15 protein-coding genes are annotated in these 18,040 nt (G+C 68.0%); 9 read left to right on the top strand and 6 right to left on the bottom strand.

What is annotated here, in order from left to right; all coding sequences use genetic code 11:
- Positions 1-77: 77 nt before the first annotated feature.
- The 3 genes from sufB to SAZ01S_RS21510 are packed head-to-tail and all read right to left on the bottom strand — an operon-like array spanning position 78 to position 3,029.
- A complete protein-coding gene (gene sufB, locus SAZ01S_RS21520; RefSeq protein ID WP_084584396.1) occupies positions 78-1,541 on the bottom strand; it encodes a Fe-S cluster assembly protein SufB in 1,464 nt (487 codons plus the stop codon).
- Complete coding sequence (locus tag SAZ01S_RS21515) at positions 1,541-2,053, bottom strand: SUF system Fe-S cluster assembly regulator (RefSeq protein WP_084584395.1); 513 nt, start codon at positions 2,051-2,053, stop codon at positions 1,541-1,543. The genes sufB and SAZ01S_RS21515 overlap by 1 nt, the downstream gene beginning before the upstream one ends.
- A 43-nt stretch (positions 2,054-2,096) precedes the next feature.
- The gene (locus SAZ01S_RS21510; RefSeq protein ID WP_084584394.1) at positions 2,097-3,029 is read right to left on the bottom strand and encodes an AraC family transcriptional regulator; all 933 of its coding nucleotides are present in this window, start codon (positions 3,027-3,029) and stop codon (positions 2,097-2,099) included.
- Positions 3,030-3,267: 238 nt separating this feature from the next.
- Here SAZ01S_RS21510 and SAZ01S_RS21505 point away from each other — a divergent pair, with 238 nt between their 5' ends.
- Genes SAZ01S_RS21505 through SAZ01S_RS21495 form a run of 3 tightly spaced genes read left to right on the top strand, consistent with a single transcriptional unit; the run spans position 3,268 to position 7,835 of the window.
- On the top strand, positions 3,268-4,245 hold the full coding sequence (locus SAZ01S_RS21505; RefSeq protein ID WP_245825104.1) for a quinone-dependent dihydroorotate dehydrogenase: 978 nt from the start codon (positions 3,268-3,270) through the stop codon (positions 4,243-4,245).
- Positions 4,246-4,284: 39 nt separating this feature from the next.
- Positions 4,285-6,003, top strand: a complete 1,719-nt coding sequence (gene ggt, locus SAZ01S_RS21500) for a gamma-glutamyltransferase (RefSeq protein WP_084584392.1) — start codon at positions 4,285-4,287, stop codon at positions 6,001-6,003.
- A 47-nt stretch (positions 6,004-6,050) separates the two neighbouring features.
- Positions 6,051-7,835, top strand: a complete 1,785-nt coding sequence (locus SAZ01S_RS21495) for an AMP-dependent synthetase/ligase (protein WP_084584390.1) — start codon at positions 6,051-6,053, stop codon at positions 7,833-7,835.
- Between the two features lie 180 nt (positions 7,836-8,015).
- Here SAZ01S_RS21495 and SAZ01S_RS21490 read toward each other — a convergent pair whose 3' ends face one another.
- Entirely contained in the window at positions 8,016-10,883 is a 2,868-nt protein-coding gene (locus tag SAZ01S_RS21490) for a M16 family metallopeptidase (protein WP_084584389.1), read from the bottom strand.
- 184 nt (positions 10,884-11,067) lie between these two features.
- On the opposite strand from SAZ01S_RS21490, the gene SAZ01S_RS21485 reads away from it, so the two are divergent.
- Entirely contained in the window at positions 11,068-11,868 is an 801-nt protein-coding gene (locus tag SAZ01S_RS21485; protein WP_084584398.1) for an aspartyl/asparaginyl beta-hydroxylase domain-containing protein, read from the top strand.
- On the opposite strand, the gene SAZ01S_RS21480 is transcribed toward SAZ01S_RS21485, so the two are convergent.
- A complete protein-coding gene (locus SAZ01S_RS21480; RefSeq protein WP_281252174.1) occupies positions 11,865-12,932 on the bottom strand; it encodes an acyltransferase family protein in 1,068 nt (355 codons plus the stop codon). The genes SAZ01S_RS21485 and SAZ01S_RS21480 overlap by 4 nt on opposite strands.
- Positions 12,933-13,092: 160 nt before the next feature.
- On the opposite strand from SAZ01S_RS21480, the gene SAZ01S_RS21475 reads away from it, so the two are divergent.
- Complete coding sequence (locus SAZ01S_RS21475) at positions 13,093-13,509, top strand: VOC family protein (RefSeq protein ID WP_084584385.1); 417 nt, start codon at positions 13,093-13,095, stop codon at positions 13,507-13,509.
- Complete coding sequence (locus SAZ01S_RS21470) at positions 13,506-13,811, top strand: polyhydroxyalkanoic acid system family protein (protein WP_174596161.1); 306 nt, start codon at positions 13,506-13,508, stop codon at positions 13,809-13,811. Before SAZ01S_RS21475 ends, SAZ01S_RS21470 begins: the two co-directional genes overlap by 4 nt.
- Before the next feature lie 12 nt (positions 13,812-13,823).
- Here SAZ01S_RS21470 and SAZ01S_RS21465 read toward each other — a convergent pair whose 3' ends face one another.
- Positions 13,824-15,206: a PQQ-dependent sugar dehydrogenase gene (locus SAZ01S_RS21465; protein WP_084584384.1), complete on the bottom strand. Its 1,383-nt coding sequence runs from the start codon at positions 15,204-15,206 to the stop codon at positions 13,824-13,826.
- A 117-nt stretch (positions 15,207-15,323) separates the two neighbouring features.
- On the opposite strand from SAZ01S_RS21465, the gene SAZ01S_RS21460 reads away from it, so the two are divergent.
- From SAZ01S_RS21460 to SAZ01S_RS21450, 3 genes are all read left to right on the top strand, one after another.
- Entirely contained in the window at positions 15,324-16,298 is a 975-nt protein-coding gene (locus SAZ01S_RS21460) for a C13 family peptidase (protein ID WP_084584382.1), read from the top strand.
- A 172-nt stretch (positions 16,299-16,470) separates the two neighbouring features.
- A complete protein-coding gene (locus SAZ01S_RS21455) occupies positions 16,471-17,046 on the top strand; it encodes an ATP-dependent Clp protease proteolytic subunit (RefSeq protein WP_084584380.1) in 576 nt (191 codons plus the stop codon).
- Between the two features lie 97 nt (positions 17,047-17,143).
- Positions 17,144-17,926: a succinate dehydrogenase iron-sulfur subunit gene (locus SAZ01S_RS21450; RefSeq protein ID WP_084584378.1), complete on the top strand. Its 783-nt coding sequence runs from the start codon at positions 17,144-17,146 to the stop codon at positions 17,924-17,926.
- The last annotated feature ends 114 nt before the right edge of the window (positions 17,927-18,040 follow it).

Genomic DNA, 18,040 nt, shown 5'->3' with positions numbered 1-18,040 from the left:
CCCGACCCCTCCCGCAAGCGGGAGGGGAGCACCGGCTGCACCGCCTTCGCGATCGCTGAGAGACATGACCAAACCAATCATCCCACCGAGCCTTCGAGCGAAATGCCGAGCAGCTTCTGCGCCTCGACCGCGAACTCCATCGGCAGCTGCTGCAGCACTTCGCGCGCGAAGCCGTTGACGATCAGCGCCACCGCGGCTTCCTGGTCCAGCCCGCGCTGGAGCGCGTAGAACAGCTGGTCGTCGCTGATCTTGCTGGTGGTGGCCTCATGCTCGATCTGCGCGCTCGGGTTCTTTACCTCGATGTACGGCACGGTGTGCGCGCCGCACTGGTCGCCGAGCAGCAGCGAATCGCACTGGGTGAAGTTGCGGACATTCTCCGCGCTCGCCGCCACCCGGACCAGCCCGCGATAGGTGTTGTCGCTGCGCCCGGCCGAAATGCCCTTCGAGACGATGGTCGAGCGGCTGCCCTTGCCCAGATGGATCATCTTGGTGCCGGTATCGGCCTGCTGGCGGTTGTTGGTCACCGCCACCGAATAGAATTCGCCGACGCTGTTCTCGCCCGCGAGCACGCAGCTGGGGTACTTCCAGGTGATCGCCGACCCGGTCTCCACCTGGGTCCAGCTCACCTTGGCGTTGCGGCCCTGGCACAGCGCGCGCTTGGTGACGAAATTGTAGATGCCGCCCTTGCCGTTCTCGTCGCCCGGATACCAGTTCTGGACGGTCGAATATTTGATCTCGGCATCATCGAGCGCGACCAGTTCCACCACGGCGGCGTGCAGCTGGTTCTCGTCGCGCATCGGCGCGGTGCAGCCTTCGAGATAGGAAACGTACGCGCCCTTGTCGGCGACGATCAGCGTGCGCTCGAACTGGCCGGTATTCTCCGCGTTGATGCGGAAATAGGTGGAAAGCTCCATCGGGCAGCGCACGCCCTCCGGCACATAGACGAAGGTGCCGTCGGAGAAGACCGCGCTGTTGAGCGTCGCGAAATAATTGTCGCGCTGCGGCACCACCTTGCCCAGCCACTTCTGGACGAGCTCGGGATATTCGCGGATCGCCTCGCTGATCGACAGGAAGATGACGCCCGCCGCCTTCAGCTCGGCACGGAAAGTCGTCGCCACCGAAACCGAGTCGAACACCGCGTCCACCGCGATCTTCCGCGCGCCCTCGACCCCGGCGAGCACCTTCTGCTCCTCGATCGGGATACCCAGCTTCTCATAGGTCCGGCGGATTTCCGGATCGAGCTCGTCCAGGCTGGTGATCGTCTTCTTCTGCTTCGGCTCGGCGTAATAATACGCGTCCTGATAGTCGATCGGCGGCACGTCGAGCTTGGCCCAGTCCGGCGCCTCCAGCGTCTGCCACAGGCGAAACGCTTTTAAGCGCCAGTCGAGCATCCATTCGGGCTCGTTCTTCTTGGCCGAGATGTAGCGGACGGTATCCTCGCTCAGCCCCTTGGGCGCGAACTCCTGTTCGACGTCGGAGGCGAAGCCCCATTCGTACTTCTTGTTCGCGGCGGCGAGCGCCTCGGCATTCTTGGTGGCCATCAGACAGATACCTGGCTTTCCCCGGCGAGCACCGGAGAAGGAGAAGAAAGGTCGGAAGTGGAAGGCGCGAGCCCATGCACCGCCGGCGTCACGGTCGCAAGCGCAGGGGGCGTGCTAAGGCTGGCAAGGCTGACCTGCGCCAGCGCCGAACGCACCGCATCGCTCACCACGCCCCAATGCGGCTTCACCCGGCAATTGCCTTCCACGGCGCAATCGTGCCGGGCCGAATCGACGCAGACGGTCAGCGCGATCGGACCTTCAATTGCCTCGACGATATCGGCCAGGCTGATCGCCGCCGGCGGGCGGGCAAGGCGGAAGCCGCCGCCGGTACCGCGCGCGCTTTCGATCAGGCCCGCGGCGGAGAGCTTGCTCACCAGCTTCTGCACGGTCGGCAGCGGCAGCCCGGTCTCATTGGCAAGCAGCGTCGCGTTGAGCCGGCACGACGCGCCGCACTGGCGCGCGGCGGCAGCCAGCATCACCACGGCATAATCGGCAAGGCTCGAAAGACGCATCGACTCCCAATCGGACAAAGTTGATCCGATTGGGCATGTGGGCCTAGCGGCCGCCGAGGTCAACTGTCTCGGGGATCACATCGGGGAGAAAGTGGAACTTCTCGTTTTCCAGCGTGGCGGCCAGCACGGGATCGATCCCGTCGCGCAGTGACCCCGGCGTCTGGCCGGTGAAATGCTTGATCTCGTTGATCATGTGCGACTGGTCGGCGAACGGGACCACCACCTCGGCCAGCGAGGCGCCTTGATAGATCCGCATCGCCGCCCCGATCGCGCGGAACTTGCGCCGAAGGTGGTTGGGCGGCCCGGCGAAATATTCCTTGCACAGCCGCTGCACCTGGCGCTGCCCCATGCCGGTCTCCGCCGCCATCGCCTCGTACAGCGAATCGATCGTCGGGTCGCCGGACGCGGCCCATTCGCGCACGATGCGAAGGAAGGCGATGTGCGCAGGGGGAATCCGCCGGGCGACCTCCAGTCGCCGCATCAGCAGCGGCTCGACCGCCGCGACCATCTCTTCCAGCGTCTCCAGCTGGCAGAGGTCGCGATGGAGCTCGAGCACCTCCGGCCCGAAAATTTCGGCGCCATCCACGAGCCGGTCGGCAACCTGGTCCGCTGGCAAGCCGATCAGCGCACGCCAGCCGATGCCGCGCAGCGACAGACCGAAGCAGCGAAACGGCCCCTGCAACCGGTAGGTCCAGTGCGCCGTGCCGGGCCCGTTGACCATGACGGGCAGTGTCGCCTCGCTGGTGCCATCGGGGAAGGTAACCTGGCCGGTGCCGTCGAGGCAGAATCGCCATTGGCCGAGATCGACGCGCTCGACGCCCTCGATGCTCGGCGCCGCGATATGGGCGAGGTAAAAGCTCTCGACATGCGGGATCAGCCGCCCGGTGGACGGCTGAAACTGAATCTCGAAAGGTCGGCGTTCCCCGGCGCGCCCGTGCGCCGCGACTGCCACCTGGCCCTCTGCGGCGCCACGCATGCGAAGCTGTTCCCCTGTGCTTCGGTTCGTCGCACAGCTGGAGCATGTCCGCGCGCAAAGCGCAACGGAAAAGAGGCCCGGCCGGTTGCCCGGCCGGGCCCTAAGGAAAGGGTTCCCCCCGTTAAGCGGAACCCCTCGGGTCGCAGGGATGCTCTACCCGATTCGGGAGCCCCGGTATTGTACGGAATCGACATCCGGAGCTTTGACGACGTTTGCAATGCGATGCATGAGCGGGTGCATGGGCAAGATTCTTCGCAAGGCCGTGTTCGGACTCGATCCGGAGCAGGCGCATCGTGCCGCGATTCGATCGCTCGCGCTCTGGGGCAGCGCCGGGGCGCCGTTCGGCGGCGGCCCCGAAGCCGCGACGCCGGTGACGCTCGCGGGGCTGACCTTTCCCAACCGGATCGGCCTCGCCGCCGGACTCGACAAGGATGCCGAGGCGATCGCCGGGCTGTTCGCGCTGGGCTTCGGCGCGGTCGAGGTGGGCACGCTCACCCCGCGGCCCCAGCCGGGCAATCCGCGGCCGCGGCTATTTCGTCTGGTCGAGGACGAGGCGGTGATCAACCGCATGGGCTTCAACAATGGCGGCATCGATGCGGCGCTCGCCCGAATCGCTCGGCTGAAGCGGCGGCCCGGCGTGCTGGGCATCAACGTCGGCGCGAACAAGGATTCGACCGACCGCGTCGCCGATTATGCGCTCGGGGTGACCAGGGCCGCGCCCCATGCCGACTACATCACCATCAATGTCAGCTCGCCGAACACGCCGGGCCTGCGCGATCTCCAGTCGCGGCCGGCGCTCGACGAACTGCTCGCCGCCGCCGATGCCGCGCGGGGCACGACGCCGCTGTTCCTCAAGGTCGCGCCCGACCTGGACCGCGCCGGGCTCGAAGGCGCCATCCGCGCCGCGATCGACCATCACATCGATGCGCTGATCGTTTCCAACACCACCATCTCGCGCCCGCCGCTCGCCGCCGCCCAAGCCGGCGAGGCCGGCGGCCTCTCGGGCAAGCCGCTGCAGGCGCTGGCCCGCGCCAAGCTGATCGAGGCACGCGAGATCGCCGGCGGGCAGCTGCCGCTGATCTCCGCCGGCGGGATCGACAGCCCGGACGAGGCGAAGCGCCGCATCGATGCCGGCGCGGTGCTGGTGCAGGTCTATTCGGCGCTCGTCTATCACGGCCCCGCGCTGGTACGATCCATCGCGCGCGCGCTCGCCTGACGGCTTGCCTCTGGAGCAAAGCGCGTTACCCCTAGCGACATGAAAAAAACGGTCGCGCTGCTCCTCCTGCTGTTTGCTCCGCTGCTGGCCCATGCCCAGGGGATGGTAAGCGCGGCCGATCTCCGCGCGACGGAGGCCGGGGTCGCGATGCTGCGGCAGGGCGGCACCGCCACCGATGCGGCGATCGCGACCATGCTGGCGCTGGGCGTGGTCGAGCCGCAAAGCTCGGGGCTGGGCGGCGGCAGCTTCCTGGTGCTGTACGATGCGAAGACCGGCAAGACCACCACGGTGGACGGCCGCGAGACCGCGCCGATGGCAGCCACCGATCGCTGGTTCTACGATGCCGCCGGCAAGCCGCTGAGCCACTTCGCCGCGGTGCCGGGCGGCCGCAGCGTCGGCGTGCCGGGCGCGTTGCGCGCGATGGCGCTGGCGCACCGCAAGGCCGGCAAGCTGCCCTGGGCGGCGCTGTTCGCGCCTGCCATCCGCATCGCCCGCGACGGCTTCTCGATCAGCCCGCGGCTCTACAACTCGCTGTCCAAATATACCGACCATGTCGATCCGGCCTATCGCGCGCGGTTCTTCGGCGCCGACGGCAAGCCGCTGCCGCCGGGCACGCGTGTCCGCAACCCAGAGCAGGCGGCACTGCTGGAGCGGATCGCCGCGCGCGGCCCGGACAGCTTCTATGTCGGGCCCGAGGCCGCGAAGCTGGTCGCGACGGTGAATGGCGCCGCCCGCAACCCCTCGAAAATGACCGTCGGCGATCTCGCCGCCTATGACGCGAAGGAGCGGCCGCCGCTGTGCGGCCGGTATCGCGGCTACAGGATCTGCTCGATGGGGCCGCCCTCTTCCGGCGGCGCGACCGTGCTGATGATCCTCGGCCAGCTCGAACGCTTCGACATGGCCAGGCTCGGCAAGGACTCGCCGGTCGCCTGGCACCTGTTCGCCGAGAGCTCGCGCCTCGCTTATGCCGATCGCGACCGCTATCTGGGTGATCCCGATTTCGTGACGGTCCCACTGAAGGGCCTGCTCGACCGCGGCTATCTCGCCGGGCGCTCGGCGCTGATCGCCCCCGACAAGACCATGGCCAATGTCGATGCGGGCATGCCGGCGGGCGCGCCGAAGCGCGTTCCCGCGACGGTGCAGGAGGTTGCCGGCACCACCGACCTGGCGGCGGGCGACGCTGCCGGCAATGTCGCGCAGGTCACCACCACGGTGGAGGGGCCGTTCGGCTCCGGCCTGACGATGGACGGCATCATCCTCAACAATCAGCTCACCGATTTCGACATCGTGCCGGCGAAGGACGGCTATCTGGTCGCCAATCGCGTCGAGGGCGGCAAGCGGCCGCGCAGCTCGATGGCGCCCACGATCGTGTTCGGCCCCGACGGCAAGGTGCGCCTTGCAGTGGGCGCGGCCGGCGGATCGACGATCATCGCCCAGGTCGCCAAGGCCATCATCGGCGTGATCGACTGGAAGCTCTCCGCACAGGACGCGATCGGCCTCGGCCTGCTTTATGCGCCGGGCAAGACGGCGATCGCCGAAAAGGGCACCGACCTCGAAGTGATGGTACCGGCGCTGCGCGCGCTGGGCGAGGACGTGCGCCCCGCCGCGCTCGGGCTCAAGGCGAACGCCATCGAGCGGGTGCGGGGTCGCTGGGTCGGCGGTGCCGATCCGCGCAGCGAAGGCGTGGCGATGGGCCAGGACGGCACAGTGGTGGTGATCCGGCGGGTGCTCGATACCCCCAATCGCCCCTCGGAATGACACGGGACGCCGCTAGAGACGAAAGCGGCGCCCGCAGGGGAGAGAGAATGCGCAAGCTCGAACATTTCGACAATCTGGTGGCGATGTTCTTCGCCCGAGCCGCAGCGAAGCGCGACGCGCCGTTCCTGTGGCACAAGGCAGGCGGCACCTGGCACCCGACCAGCTGGGCCGAGGCCGCCGCCCAGGTGGCGAGCCTCGCCACCGCGCTCAAGGCGCTGGGACTGAGACCCGGCGACCGGGTGATGCTGGTCTCGGAGAACCGCCCGGAATTCTGCATCAGCGATCTCGCGATCATGGCGGCGGGCTGCGTGACGGTGCCGACCTACACCACCAACACCGAGCGCGATCACCAGCACATCCTCGAGAATTCGGGCGCCTGCGCGGTGATCGTGTCGAACACCAAGCTGGCCAAGACGCTGCTGCCGGCGATGCTGCGCTCCTCGGCCGGCCGGATCGTGATCGGCATCGATGAGGTCCGCCTCGGCCAGCTCGGCACGCTGGAGGTCCACGACTTTCGCGCCCTGATCGCGGCGCATGCCACCGACCCCGCCGTCACGGCCGCGGCGGCGACGTTCCAGCGCGGCGACCTCGCCTGCATCATCTACACCAGCGGCACCGGCGGATCGCCGCGCGGGGTGATGCAGCATCACGGCGCGATCCTGCACAATTGCCAGGGCTGCACCAGCCTCATCGCCGAGGATTTCGGCTGGGACGACGAGATTTTCCTGTCGTTCCTGCCGCTCTCCCATGCCTATGAACATACCGGCGGCCAGTTCTTCCCGATCGCGCTCGGCGGGCAGATCTATTATGCCGAGGGGCTGGAAAAGCTCGCCTCGAACATCGAGGAAGTGCGGCCCACCATCATGGTCGTCGTCCCCCGCCTGTTCGAGGTGCTGCGGACGCGTATCACCAAGCAGGTCGAGAAGCAGGGCAGCGTCGCCGCCTATCTGCTCGAAAAGGCGGTGGCGATTGGTGGCCGCAAGGCGGCGGGCAAGTCCGGCATCGCCGACATGCCGATGAACCTGCTGCTGGGCGCGACGCTGCGGCCGAAGCTCGCCAAGCGCTTCGGCGGGCGGATCAAGGCGCTGGTCTCGGGCGGTGCGCCGCTCAACCCCGAGGTCGGCATCTTCTTCGAATCCCTCGGTCTCACCTTCCTGCAAGGCTATGGCCAGACCGAGGCTGCCCCGGTGATCTCGTGCAACCGCCCCAAGGTCGGCCTCAAGATGGATACGGTCGGCCCGCCGCTGGAGGGCGTCGAGGTGAAGATCGCCGAGGATGGCGAAATTCTGGTGCGCGGCGAACTGGTGATGCACGGCTATTGGCGCAACGAGGCCGAGACCGAGCGCGTGCTGAAGGACGGCTGGCTCCACACCGGTGACATCGGCGTGATCGACGCCAAGGGCCGCATCCAGATCACCGATCGCAAGAAGGACATCATCGTCAACGACAAGGGCGACAATGTCTCGCCTCAGAAGGTCGAGGGCATGCTGACGCTGCAGCCCGAGATCCTGCAGGCGATGATCTATGGCGACAAGCGGCCCTATATGACCGCGGTGATCGTTCCCGACCCCGAATGGGTGCAGGAATTCTGCGCCAAGACGGCGACGCCCTGCAAGTTCCGCAACCTCTCGCGCGACGCCGACTTCAAGGCAACGATCGGCGCAGCGGTGGAGCGGGTGAACCGCGACCTCTCGGTGATCGAGCGCGTGCGCAAGTTCATCCTCGCCGACGAGGCCTTCACCATCGAGAACGAGCAGCTCACGCCGAGCATGAAGATCCGGCGGCACGTGCTGAAGGGGGTGTACGGGCAGCGGCTGGACGGTTTGTACTGACTTTATTTCCCCCTCCCGCTTGCGGAAGGGGTTAGGGGAGGGTGTGAGAGGGTAACGGGCGGCGCGACGAAGGGTCGCTACGACGCTTCAGCCCTCTCCATCGTGGCATTCGCGTCCAGCACTCACCCTCCCCCGGCCCCTCCCGCAAGCGGGAGGGGAGAAAAGGGCGCCGGGGAAGATCTACTTCGCCGCCTTCTCCGGTACCACCACCAGGGTCCAGTCCTTGTCCGGCCGCAGATACTTGGCGGCCAGCGCCTGCAGCTCCTCCGGCGTGGTGGCGGCATAGTCCCTGGCGAGCGTGCGCATGCCGGCGATCCGCGCGGGATCCTGGGTGCCGCCTTCCACCAGGTTCATCCAGAACATGTTGCCGCTCGACATGCGCAGCAGCTGCTGCTTGAGCGGCAGGAGCGCGCGGTTGAGCTCGTCGGCGTCGATCGGCTTCGCCACCAGGTCCGCCGCGATGCCGCGGGCCAGCTTGAAGAAGAAGTCGGTCTTGTCCGGCGGCACCATGCCGAACGCGGCGATCTTGCCGCCCGCCGGCAGGCCCAGCGGCCAGTCGCTCATCACGTTGGGCGAATAGCTGACGCCCGCCTGGATGCGCAGCTGCTCGATCAGCCGGTCGCGGAACACCGCGGTGAGGATCTCGAGCTTGCGGCTCTCGGCAAGGCCGGCGCTGCCGCCCCCGGTGGGCCAGGCGATCACGGCCGCGGCCTGGTCGACCGCGCCGGTATGGGTGCGCACCACCGGCGTTGCGACATGCGCGGGGAAGCGCACCGGCGCGCCGCTTTCGGTGCCCGGGGTGCGGGGCTTGAGCGCACCGAAGCTCGCCGCCACCGCCTGCACCGTCGCATCGGCATTCATGTCGCCGAAGATCTCGACCTCGATCGGGCCGGTCTGAAGCAGCGGCTCCCAGAAGGCGCGGAAGGCCTGCGGGGTGAGCGCGGTCACTTCCTCGCGGCTCGGCACGCCCCAGCGGGGATCGCCATCGTGGAGCAGCACGTCGAGGTCGCGGCCAAGCACGGCATCGGGCGACGCCGAGAGGCCCGCATAGGAAGCGAGCGTCGCCGCCTTGGCGCGGGTGATCGGGTTGGGATCCCAGCCGGGTGCCGCCAGCTTGGTGGCGAACAGGCGGAGCTGGTCGGCCAGGTCCTGCTTGTTGGTCTGCGCCTGGAAGACGAAGGCGTCCTCCTCGATGTCGAAGCCGAGGCCGATCTGGCGGTTGCCGGTCAGCGCGTCGAGCTCCTCCTGGCCGAACTTGCCGATACCGCTGGCCATCAGCGCGGTCTTGCCCGCCCAGGCCGGCACGCGCTTGTCGCCCGGCAGCGCGCGCAGGCCGCGGCCGAAGCGGATATTGACCCAGACCTTGCCGGTTTCGGACTGGTCCTCGCGCATCAGCAGCTTCACGCCGTTCGCATAGGTGACCTCGTCGATCGCGATGTCCGGGTCGACCCGCGTGCGCGACACCACCTTGCCCGGGGCACCGATGCGCGGGAGCTGGCTGAACTTCACGTTGAGTGAGCGGCGCTTCATTGCCGCCGCCTTCACATCGGCCTGAAGCGCGGTCGTTACCTTGCGGACCACGTCGGGATCGGGCGCATGGGTGTTGACCAGCGCGCGCGTCGCGGTCCCTTCGAACACCTTCTTGGCCGAGGCCTGGACGGCGGCCGGCGTGAACATGTGCGCCGCGATCGCGCCCTTGAAGATCGCGTAGGAGGCCTCGGGCGTCGTCACCGTCTCGTTGATGTCGACCGCCTGCACCAGGTCATCCGCGAGTGAAACCGCCGATTCCACCGGTGCGGTGGAGATGCGGTTGCGCATCACCGAATCGATCTCGCCGAGCTCGCGCTCGATCTCGGCCTGGGTCGGCGGCGCCGCCATCAGCTCGGCGGCGGTGGCGCGCACGTCGCGCAGCGCGCTTTCCCAGTCGTCGCCGGTCGGCAGCACGGTGAGCGTCGTCACATTGGCCGAGCGCGCGATGTCGTCCAGGTCCGCGCCCGCCGCGATGAACGACGCCCCCGAGCGCGCGCGCGATTCGAGACGGCGGTTGAGGATGCGGATCGCCACCATGTCGATCATGCGCTTCTGGTTGAAGATCACCGTGTCGGCATAGACCGTCCAGGGCCGCACGATCGCCATCAGCGCCACCGGCTGGAGCGCGGGCTCGACGATGCTGGCGGCGATCGGGTGATCGGCCTCGGGCTTGCCGAAATCGGGCGTCTTGGGCGCCTCGCCCTTGCCCTGCCAGCTCGAGAAATACTTGTTGATCATCGCCTCGAGGATGGCCGGATCGACATCGCCGATCGCGATCACCGTCGCGCGTTCGGGGCGATACCAGCGATCATGGAAGGCCTGCACGCTGGCGGGCGTCGCGGCGTTGAGCGCCTCGACCGTGCCGATCGGCTCGCGATCGGCGAGCGGCTGGCCGGCGAAGATCAGCTGGTAGAGCGCGTCCTGCATCCGCTTCTGCGGCGCCGGCTGCTCGCGGCCCTCGGCCAGCACGACCGGCCGTTCGGCGGTGAGCGACGCCTGGGTGATCGCGGGCGCCGCCATCATGCCGGACAGGATCTTGAAGCTCTCGTCCAGCCCCTCGGGCGTCGCGTTGGGCAGGTCGAGCTTGTACGTGGTGCTGGTGAAGGTCGTCGCGGCGTTGCTGTCCGAGCCGAAGGTCACGCCGAGGCGCTGCCAGATCCGCTTCGAATCGCCGTCGGGCACATAGGTCGAGCCGCGAAAGCTGAGATGTTCGAGCAGATGGGCGAAGCCGCGCTCCGAATCGCGTTCCATCAGCGAGCCGGCGTCGATGCGCACCCGGATCGAGATCTGCCCCGGCGGCACGCCGTTCTTGCGCACCGCGTAGCGCACGCCGTTCGACAGCCGGCCGAACTTCCACTTGTCGTCATGGACGAGGTCGCTGCCCTTGTAGAGCCAGGGATCCTCGGCGGTCTGGACGCCCTCGGGCCGGCCTTGTGCCAGCACCGGGGCGGACAGCGTGGGGGCAGCGAGCGCGAGGAGAAGCAGGGCGAAGCGCGGCGTGCGCAGAAAAGAGAACATGCAGCCCTTTCTAGAGGGGAGTTGGCGGCCATGCCACCGGCAACCTTTCTGCCGGATGTACGCCACAAGAATCCATGGCGGCGCCATGTTTTGGACCCAAGTGGCGGCCTAGACCGGACCTAGGGATTGTTGCGTTGCAGCACCGAAGTGCGGGCACAACGCCGAAGGTTCGGGGAAGTTGCGCGTGAGCATTGCCAGCAGCGAGGTACCGATCGGGACGACGGCGGACACGATCGCCGATGCCGATCCGTGTTCCCGCCCCCGCCCGCTGCTGTTGCGGTGGGGCAAGCATCTGCGCGGCACCTTCGATCGTCTGATCGCCGCTTCCTCGCTGGTGCCCAACACCCCGGTACTCGACATGCGCGCCTTTGGCTGGACCGCGACGCTCCGCGCCGATTGGCAGGCGATCCGCGACGAGGCGCTGGCGGCGATCGACGCGCAGCCGGGCGCCCCTTCGCTGGCGGCGATCTCGCCGGACCATCGGGCGATCGCACCGCTCGGCAAGTGGCGCAGCCTGTTCCTGTGGGGCTATGGCTACCGGATCGACGAGAATCTGGCCCGCTGCCCGCACACTTCGCGGCTGATCGAGCAGGTCCCGGGCCTCAACAGCGCGATGTTCTCGATCCTGGCGCCGGGCACCCACATCCCGGCCCATCGCGGCGTGACCAAGGGGCTGGTGACCTGCCATCTGGGGCTGGTGGTGCCGCGCGACGGCGACGTGCGGATGCGACTCGGCAGCCGGGTGGTCCGCTGGGCCGAGGGCGAGACCCTGGTGTTCGACGACACCTATGATCACGAGGTGTGGAACGACAGCGCCCATACCCGCATCGTCCTGCTGATCCAGTTCCGCCGTCCCTTGCGCAATCCCGGCCGCTGGATCGCCGAGACGCTGCTCGGCGTCGTCCGCCGCTCCGCGTTCGTGCAGGAGGCGCGAGCCAATCTGCGGCGCTGGCAGCGTGGCGAGCTGGCCGCCGACGGTCGCTAGGCAGCGAGCCGGCGCTGGCGCGGCATGCCGATCCGCACGCGCAGCCACGATTCTATCGGTTCCTCGAACCATTTGAACACCACGATGCTCACCCCGATCGCTCCCAGCGAGGTCAGCACCCAGGCGGCATAGCTCCTGCCGAAGGTGAGGACGACGAAGTGCAGCATCAGCTGGTGGATCATGTACAGCGCGAAGGATGCCTTGCCGAGCAGTACCATCCTTCGCGACTGCAGGAAGCTTGTCTTCTCGCTGAGATCGCTGTTCGCCGCGGCGACGATCAGCAAGATCGTTGCCGGCAGCATCAGCATGTCGGCGAAATCGGGGCCAACCGGCGTCGCGGTCTTGGAAAGCAACCAGGAGACCACGAAGGTCAGCAGCAGCGAGGCCGCGAACACCGCCGCCGCCAACGGGATGCTGTTGACCCGCGGCAGCCGCCGCACATTGGCGGCGAGCAGGATCCCGATGACGAACTCGCCGAACCGGATCAGCGGATTCTGGTAGACGATTTGTCCGGCGACGAGCGGCGGCAGCGTGGCGTGCGCGAGCAGCATCGCCAGGATCGTCGCGATGACCACAGCCACGCCGATGCGCACCGGGTGCCGCGCCGCCGCCAGCGGCCCGATGACCAGCGGGAACATGGCGTAGAAAAAGGCTTCGCAGGAAAGCGACCAGCTCACCGCATTGAGCGCCTCGCCATAGGGTTGAGCGGGAATCCAGGCCTGGAGCAGCACCAGGTTCGCCATTGCCGGCAGCAGGGCAACAGCATCGCCGCTGTACACCAGCAGCGCCGCCGCGACGGCGGCGGTGGCGAGATGCAGCGGATAGATGCGGGCGACGCGGCGGCCATAGAAATGCGGCACGGCCAGGTTGGGGTTGTAGGACCAGGCCAGCACGAAGCCGGACAGCACGAAGAAGAACGACACGCCGACATAGCCGAGCTGGAACACCGTGCTCCAGATCTGGGCCGGCGCCAGCATCACCGCGCCATGCTTCAAGAGCACCGCCGCGCCCGCAAAAAAACGCAGGCTCGTGAGAGACTTGAGGTGGCTTCCACGTCGCTGCATCGCAAGATCCCTGCGGCGCCCGGCCGGCGGCGCCTGCCGCTCTGAGAATATATTGGCGCTGGGGACGCAAGAAAATTCTCGCTGCACTGCCGCACGCCGAATCCCTCTTAGGCACGGCGCAGGCTTACTCGCGAGCCCCGATTGCGATAGGCGTAGCACCATGCCACGCCCTTTCCATCTTGCCTTTCCGGTCCATGATCTCGCCGCCGCGCGTGCCTTTTACGGCGGCGTGCTCGGCTGCCCCGAAGGCCGCGCCTCCGCACAGTGGATCGACTTCGATCTGTTTGGCCACCAGATCGTCGCCCATCTCGATCCCGCCGCAAAGCCGGTGTCGACCACCAATCCGGTCGACGGCCACGATGTGCCCGTGCCGCATTTCGGCGTGGTGCTGACGATGGACGATTGGCGCGCGCTTGCCGCCAGGCTCGAAGCCGCCGGCATCGCGTTCGGCATCGCGCCGCATCTCCGCTTCCAGGGCCAGGTAGGCGAGCAGGCGACGATGTTCTTCCGCGATCCCAGCGGGAACGCCCTCGAATTCAAGGCGTTCGCCGACGACGCCATGCTGTTTGCCAAATGATCTCGCAGACGATCAGCGTCGACCTGCCGCACCAGCTGGGCCGCGAAGGCGCGCGCGCGCGGATCGAGTCCAAGATCGGCCGGCTGGCGGACAAGATCCCCGGCGGCGCCACCGTCGAGCATCGCTGGGAAGGCGACAGCTGCCACTTTACCGTGGTCGCCATGGGGCAAACGGTGGCGAGCCGGCTGGACGTGGCGGAAGCCCATGTCCATGCCGAGATCGCGCTGCCGGGCATGCTCGCGCTGTTCGCCGGCAAGGTCCGCGAACTGCTGGCGAAGGAAGGCCCGCGGCTGCTCGGCTAAGGGCCTTGGCGGTCAGCGCGGGCTGACCCGCCACACCGCATTGCCGACATCGTCGGCCACCAGCAGCGCGCCGCCCGCGCCGGTGATCACGCCCACCGGCCGCCCCTGCGCCTCGCCCTTGGCATTGAGGAATCCGGTGAGCACGTCCTGCGGCCTGGCGTCTTTCTTGGGGAAGCCGTTGTCGCCGAACGGCACGAACACGACCTTGTAGCCCGAGAGCGGCTGGCGGTTCCACGAGCCGTGCAGGCCGATGAACGCGCCGTTGGCATAGGCATCGCCCAGCCGCGCGCCATCGGCAAAGGTCAGGCCCAGCGGCGCGGTGTGGGCGCCCAGCGCGAAGTCCGGACGGCGCACATATTCGCGCAGATCCGGGCGCCCCGGCTCGACGCGCTTGTCCTCGTATCCGCCCCAATATTGCCAGGGCCAGCCGAAGAATGCGCCGAGATCGACCCGGCTCATATAGTCGGGCGGCATGTCCGAGCCGAGCATGTCGCGCTCGTTCACCACCGCCCACAGCGCCTGGGTCTTGGGCTCGAAGGCCATACCGTTTGCATTGCGAATGCCCCAGGCGAAAATGCGGCTGGTCTTGCGCTCGGGATCGACCTCAAGGATCACCGCGCGGTTGGTCGGCTTGGCCGCCGCCGCCGCCATCTGGCCCGGGCTGTCCGCGGTGTAGATCGGGCCTTCTTCCTCCAGCCCGTCCTCGGCGATGTTCGAGGCCGAGCCGATGCTGACGAACAGGCTCTTGCCGTCCAGCGAGGCAACGACGTTGCGCGCCCAGTGGTTGCCGCCGCCCGGCAGCGACAGGATCTTCTGCGGCGCGGCGGTGATCTTGGTCTGGCCCTCGAGATAGGGATAGCGGACCAGCGAATCGGTGTTGGCGACGTAGAGCGAGCCGTTCACCAGCGCCATCCCGCTCGGCGAATGGAGCCCGGTCAGGAACACCGTGCGCATATCGGCCACACCGTCGCCGTCGCTGTCGCGCAGCAGGGTGATGCGGTTGGCCGAAGCGCCGCCCGCGCCCGCCTTTTCCATCAGCATGCCCATCACCCAGCCGGTGATGCCGCCGCCCTCGCGCGGCGGCGAGTTGCTCTCCGCCACCAGGATGTCGCCATTGGGCAGCTGGTACAGCCAGCGCGGGTGATCGAGCTTGTCGGCGAATTTCTGCACCTTCAGCCCGGCCGCGGCCTTGGGGCCGGCGCCCGCCGGCCAGCCGACCGCCTTGGCGACGCCGATCGTCGGCACCGTCTGATAGCGCGGCTCGCTGATCTCCGGCGCGCGGCCGGTAACGGCCATCTCGTTCAGCGTGGCGATGTCCGGTCGGCTGAGCCAGTACCAGGCGGCACCGCCGGCGACGACGAGGAGGACGAGGGCGATCAGAAGGCGCTTGAGCATGGCGCCAGCGATAGGGGGCAGCGCGATCGAATCCAATGCGATTCTGTGGGCATCGCTTGACTTCGCGCGCCCGCAGGCAAGAGTGTCGGCTCACCTGTTCCGGGGGGATCGGCCCGAATGCGGTTCTGGTTGCGTGCGTCTGCCGTGGTGCTGGCCTTGTCCGGCGCCTTCCCCGCCTCCGCGCAGCAGCAGCCGCCCGAACATCGCACCGAATGGCCCGGCCTGGTTTCCGGGGACGACGGCATCGACGGGCTGGAAGGCGGCCCCGAACTGCAGCGGGGCCGCGATCCGCGAGCGATGCTGGCGGACCAGCGCCGGCTGGCAGGCGCGCTCGCCGCGCTCCAGCCCGAGCGCAAGGGTGTCGTTGACGCCTATGTGCTCAGCGTCGCGCTGGACAGCGATCCGGTGTTCGCCCGCGAGGCGCGCGAAAGCGGCCGCGTGCTTGCCCGCCGCTATGATGCCGAGGGACGCACGCTGGTGCTCGCCGGACCCGATGGGCGCGGTGCACCCGCGCTGCCCGCCGGCAGCGTCACGTCGCTGACGCTCGCCCTCGCCCGAATCGCCGAGGTGATGGACCGCAACCAGGACGTGCTGGTCCTGTACGTCACCAGCCACGGTGCCCCCGATATCGGCCTGGCCTATCATGACGGCGACCAGGGCTTCGGCGTGGTGCCGCCCGCGCGACTGGCAGCGCTGCTCGACGGACTGGGCATTCGCAACCGACTGCTGCTGCTCTCCGCCTGCTATTCGGGCGCGTTCGTCAAGCGGCTGATGAGCGACACCACCGCGATCCTCACCGCCGCCTCGGCCACGCGATCCTCGTTCGGCTGCCGGGCGGAGAATGACTGGACCTTCTTCGGCGACGCGCTGGTCAACCATGCGCTGCGGAAAGCGCAGCCGCTCGCCGACGCCGCCGCCGAGGCGCGCAAGACGATCATCGGCTGGGAGCGTGCCGGACGGCTCGATCCCTCGATGCCGCAGGTGACGATCGGCGACGCCGTGGCGACGTGGCTGGCGCCGCTGGAACGGCGGATGCCGCAGACCGCCACCGCGCCGGTAGGCGCGCCGGCGACGGACGCGCTGAAGCCTTGAACCTTATCCCCCCTCCCGCTTGCGGGAGGGGATGGGGGAGGGTGCGACGTGGAGGCTCTTTCTGCACCACCGTCGCCCGCTCGCCTCACTCACCCTCCCCTAGCCCCTCCCGCAAGCGGGAGGGGGATTTAGGAAGAGCGGAACCCAACCCGCCTTCGCCGGTTGGCGGCGCATGTCCGATACCCAGAGCCCGCTCCAGCGCTACCCGCTGCTCGCCACCCCGCATGTGCGGCTGCAAGGCACCGTCGACGACACACTGTACCAGCGCTTCCGCGAACAACTGCTCGCCGCCCCCGCGGACGGGCCGCTGGTGGTCACGCTGTCGACGCTGGGCGGCGATCCCGAAGTCGCGCGGCTGATGGCCGACGAGCTGCGGCTTCTTCGGGAGGGGACGGGACGCGAGCTGCTGTTCCTCGGCAAGGTCGCGGTCTATTCGGCGGGCGCCACCTTCATGTCCGGCTTCCCGGTCGACAAGCGCTTCCTCACCCGCGGCACCCGGCTGATGCTGCACGAGCGGCAGATGCAGTCGACGCTGCAATTGTCGGGGCCCCTCCGGGCGCTGCCGGCCGTGCTCAAGGCCAAGCTCGCCGAGATCGAGCATTCGATCGCGATCGAGGAAGAGGGTTTCCGGGCGCTGGTCACCGGTTCGCGCGTCGATTTCGAGGAACTACGCCGCCGCGCCCCCTATAACTGGTATATCGAGGCCGAAGAGGCCCGCGATCTGGGGCTGGTGCTCGACGTGATCTGACGGCCGCGATCCAAAGGACACTTGCGCTGCGGATGCGAAAGGCATAGCTCGCCCGGCAAAGACGCGTCGCGCCGAAGCGAAAGAGGAAGTTTCAGGAATGGCCGAATTCCGCCTGCCCAAGAACAGCCGCATCACCAAGGGCCAGGAGCACAAGGCGAGCCCCGAGGCCACGCGGGTCAAGAAGTTCAAGATCTACCGCTACGATCCCGATTCGGGCGAGAACCCCCGCTACGACACGTTCGAGGTCGATCTCGACGATTGCGGTCCGATGGTTCTCGACGCGCTGATCAAGATCAAGGGCGAGCAGGATTCGTCGCTGACCTTCCGCCGCTCGTGCCGCGAGGGCATTTGCGGCTCCTGCTCGATGAACATCGGCGGCAAGAACGGCCTCGCCTGCACCACCGCGATCGAGGATATCAAGGGCGAGGTGCAGATCACCCCGCTGCCGCACATGGACGTGATCAAGGACCTGGTCCCCGACTTCACCCACTTCTACGCGCAGTACGCCTCGATCAAGCCGTGGCTGCAGACCGTCACCACCACGCCCTCGGGCAAGGAGCGGCTGCAGAGCCCCAAGGACCGCGAGAAGCTGGACGGCCTGTACGAGTGCATCCTGTGCGCCTGCTGCTCGACCTCGTGCCCGAGCTACTGGTGGAACAGCGACAAGTTCCTCGGCCCGGCGATCCTGCTCCAGGCCTATCGCTGGCTCGCCGATTCGCGCGACGAGATGACCGGCGAGCGGCTCGACCAGCTCGAGGATCCGTTCCGCCTGTATCGCTGCCACACGATCATGAACTGCGCGAATGCCTGCCCGAAGGGCCTGAGCCCGGCCAAGGCGATCGCCGAAGTGAAGAAGCTGGCCGCCGAGCGCGTGCTTTAAGCCCCCCCCCGCCTCAATCCTCCCGCTTGCGGGGGAGGATAGCGTAGCTTGGCAGCTTGCTGCCTAGCGAAGCTTGGAGAGGGGCGCGATGGGCCCCTCCCTCCCCCGCAAGGC

Origin of the sequence: Sphingomonas azotifigens NBRC 15497 (assembly GCF_002091475.1) — a bacterium.
In the GTDB taxonomy this organism is placed as follows: Bacteria; Pseudomonadota; Alphaproteobacteria; order Sphingomonadales; family Sphingomonadaceae; genus Sphingomonas; species Sphingomonas azotifigens.
This window is presented reverse-complemented; position numbering and strand designations above follow the sequence as displayed.

Bases quoted from the DNA above. Each gene is read 5' to 3' on its own strand.
- sufB (WP_084584396.1), bottom strand. From the start codon at position 1,541: ATGGCCACCAAGAATGCCGAGGCGCTCGCCGCCGCGAACAAGAAGTAC.
- SAZ01S_RS21515 (WP_084584395.1), bottom strand. From the start codon at position 2,053: ATGCGTCTTTCGAGCCTTGCCGATTATGCCGTGGTGATGCTGGCTGCC.
- SAZ01S_RS21510 (WP_084584394.1), bottom strand. From the start codon at position 3,029: ATGCGTGGCGCCGCAGAGGGCCAGGTGGCAGTCGCGGCGCACGGGCGC.
- SAZ01S_RS21505 (WP_245825104.1), top strand. From the start codon at position 3,268: ATGGGCAAGATTCTTCGCAAGGCCGTGTTCGGACTCGATCCGGAGCAG.
- ggt (WP_084584392.1), top strand. From the start codon at position 4,285: ATGAAAAAAACGGTCGCGCTGCTCCTCCTGCTGTTTGCTCCGCTGCTG.
- SAZ01S_RS21495 (WP_084584390.1), top strand. From the start codon at position 6,051: ATGCGCAAGCTCGAACATTTCGACAATCTGGTGGCGATGTTCTTCGCC.
- SAZ01S_RS21490 (WP_084584389.1), bottom strand. From the start codon at position 10,883: ATGTTCTCTTTTCTGCGCACGCCGCGCTTCGCCCTGCTTCTCCTCGCG.
- SAZ01S_RS21480 (WP_281252174.1), bottom strand. From the start codon at position 12,932: ATGCAGCGACGTGGAAGCCACCTCAAGTCTCTCACGAGCCTGCGTTTT.
- SAZ01S_RS21475 (WP_084584385.1), top strand. From the start codon at position 13,093: ATGCCACGCCCTTTCCATCTTGCCTTTCCGGTCCATGATCTCGCCGCC.
- SAZ01S_RS21470 (WP_174596161.1), top strand. From the start codon at position 13,506: ATGATCTCGCAGACGATCAGCGTCGACCTGCCGCACCAGCTGGGCCGC.
- SAZ01S_RS21465 (WP_084584384.1), bottom strand. From the start codon at position 15,206: ATGCTCAAGCGCCTTCTGATCGCCCTCGTCCTCCTCGTCGTCGCCGGC.
- SAZ01S_RS21460 (WP_084584382.1), top strand. From the start codon at position 15,324: ATGCGGTTCTGGTTGCGTGCGTCTGCCGTGGTGCTGGCCTTGTCCGGC.
- SAZ01S_RS21455 (WP_084584380.1), top strand. From the start codon at position 16,471: ATGTCCGATACCCAGAGCCCGCTCCAGCGCTACCCGCTGCTCGCCACC.
- SAZ01S_RS21450 (WP_084584378.1), top strand. From the start codon at position 17,144: ATGGCCGAATTCCGCCTGCCCAAGAACAGCCGCATCACCAAGGGCCAG.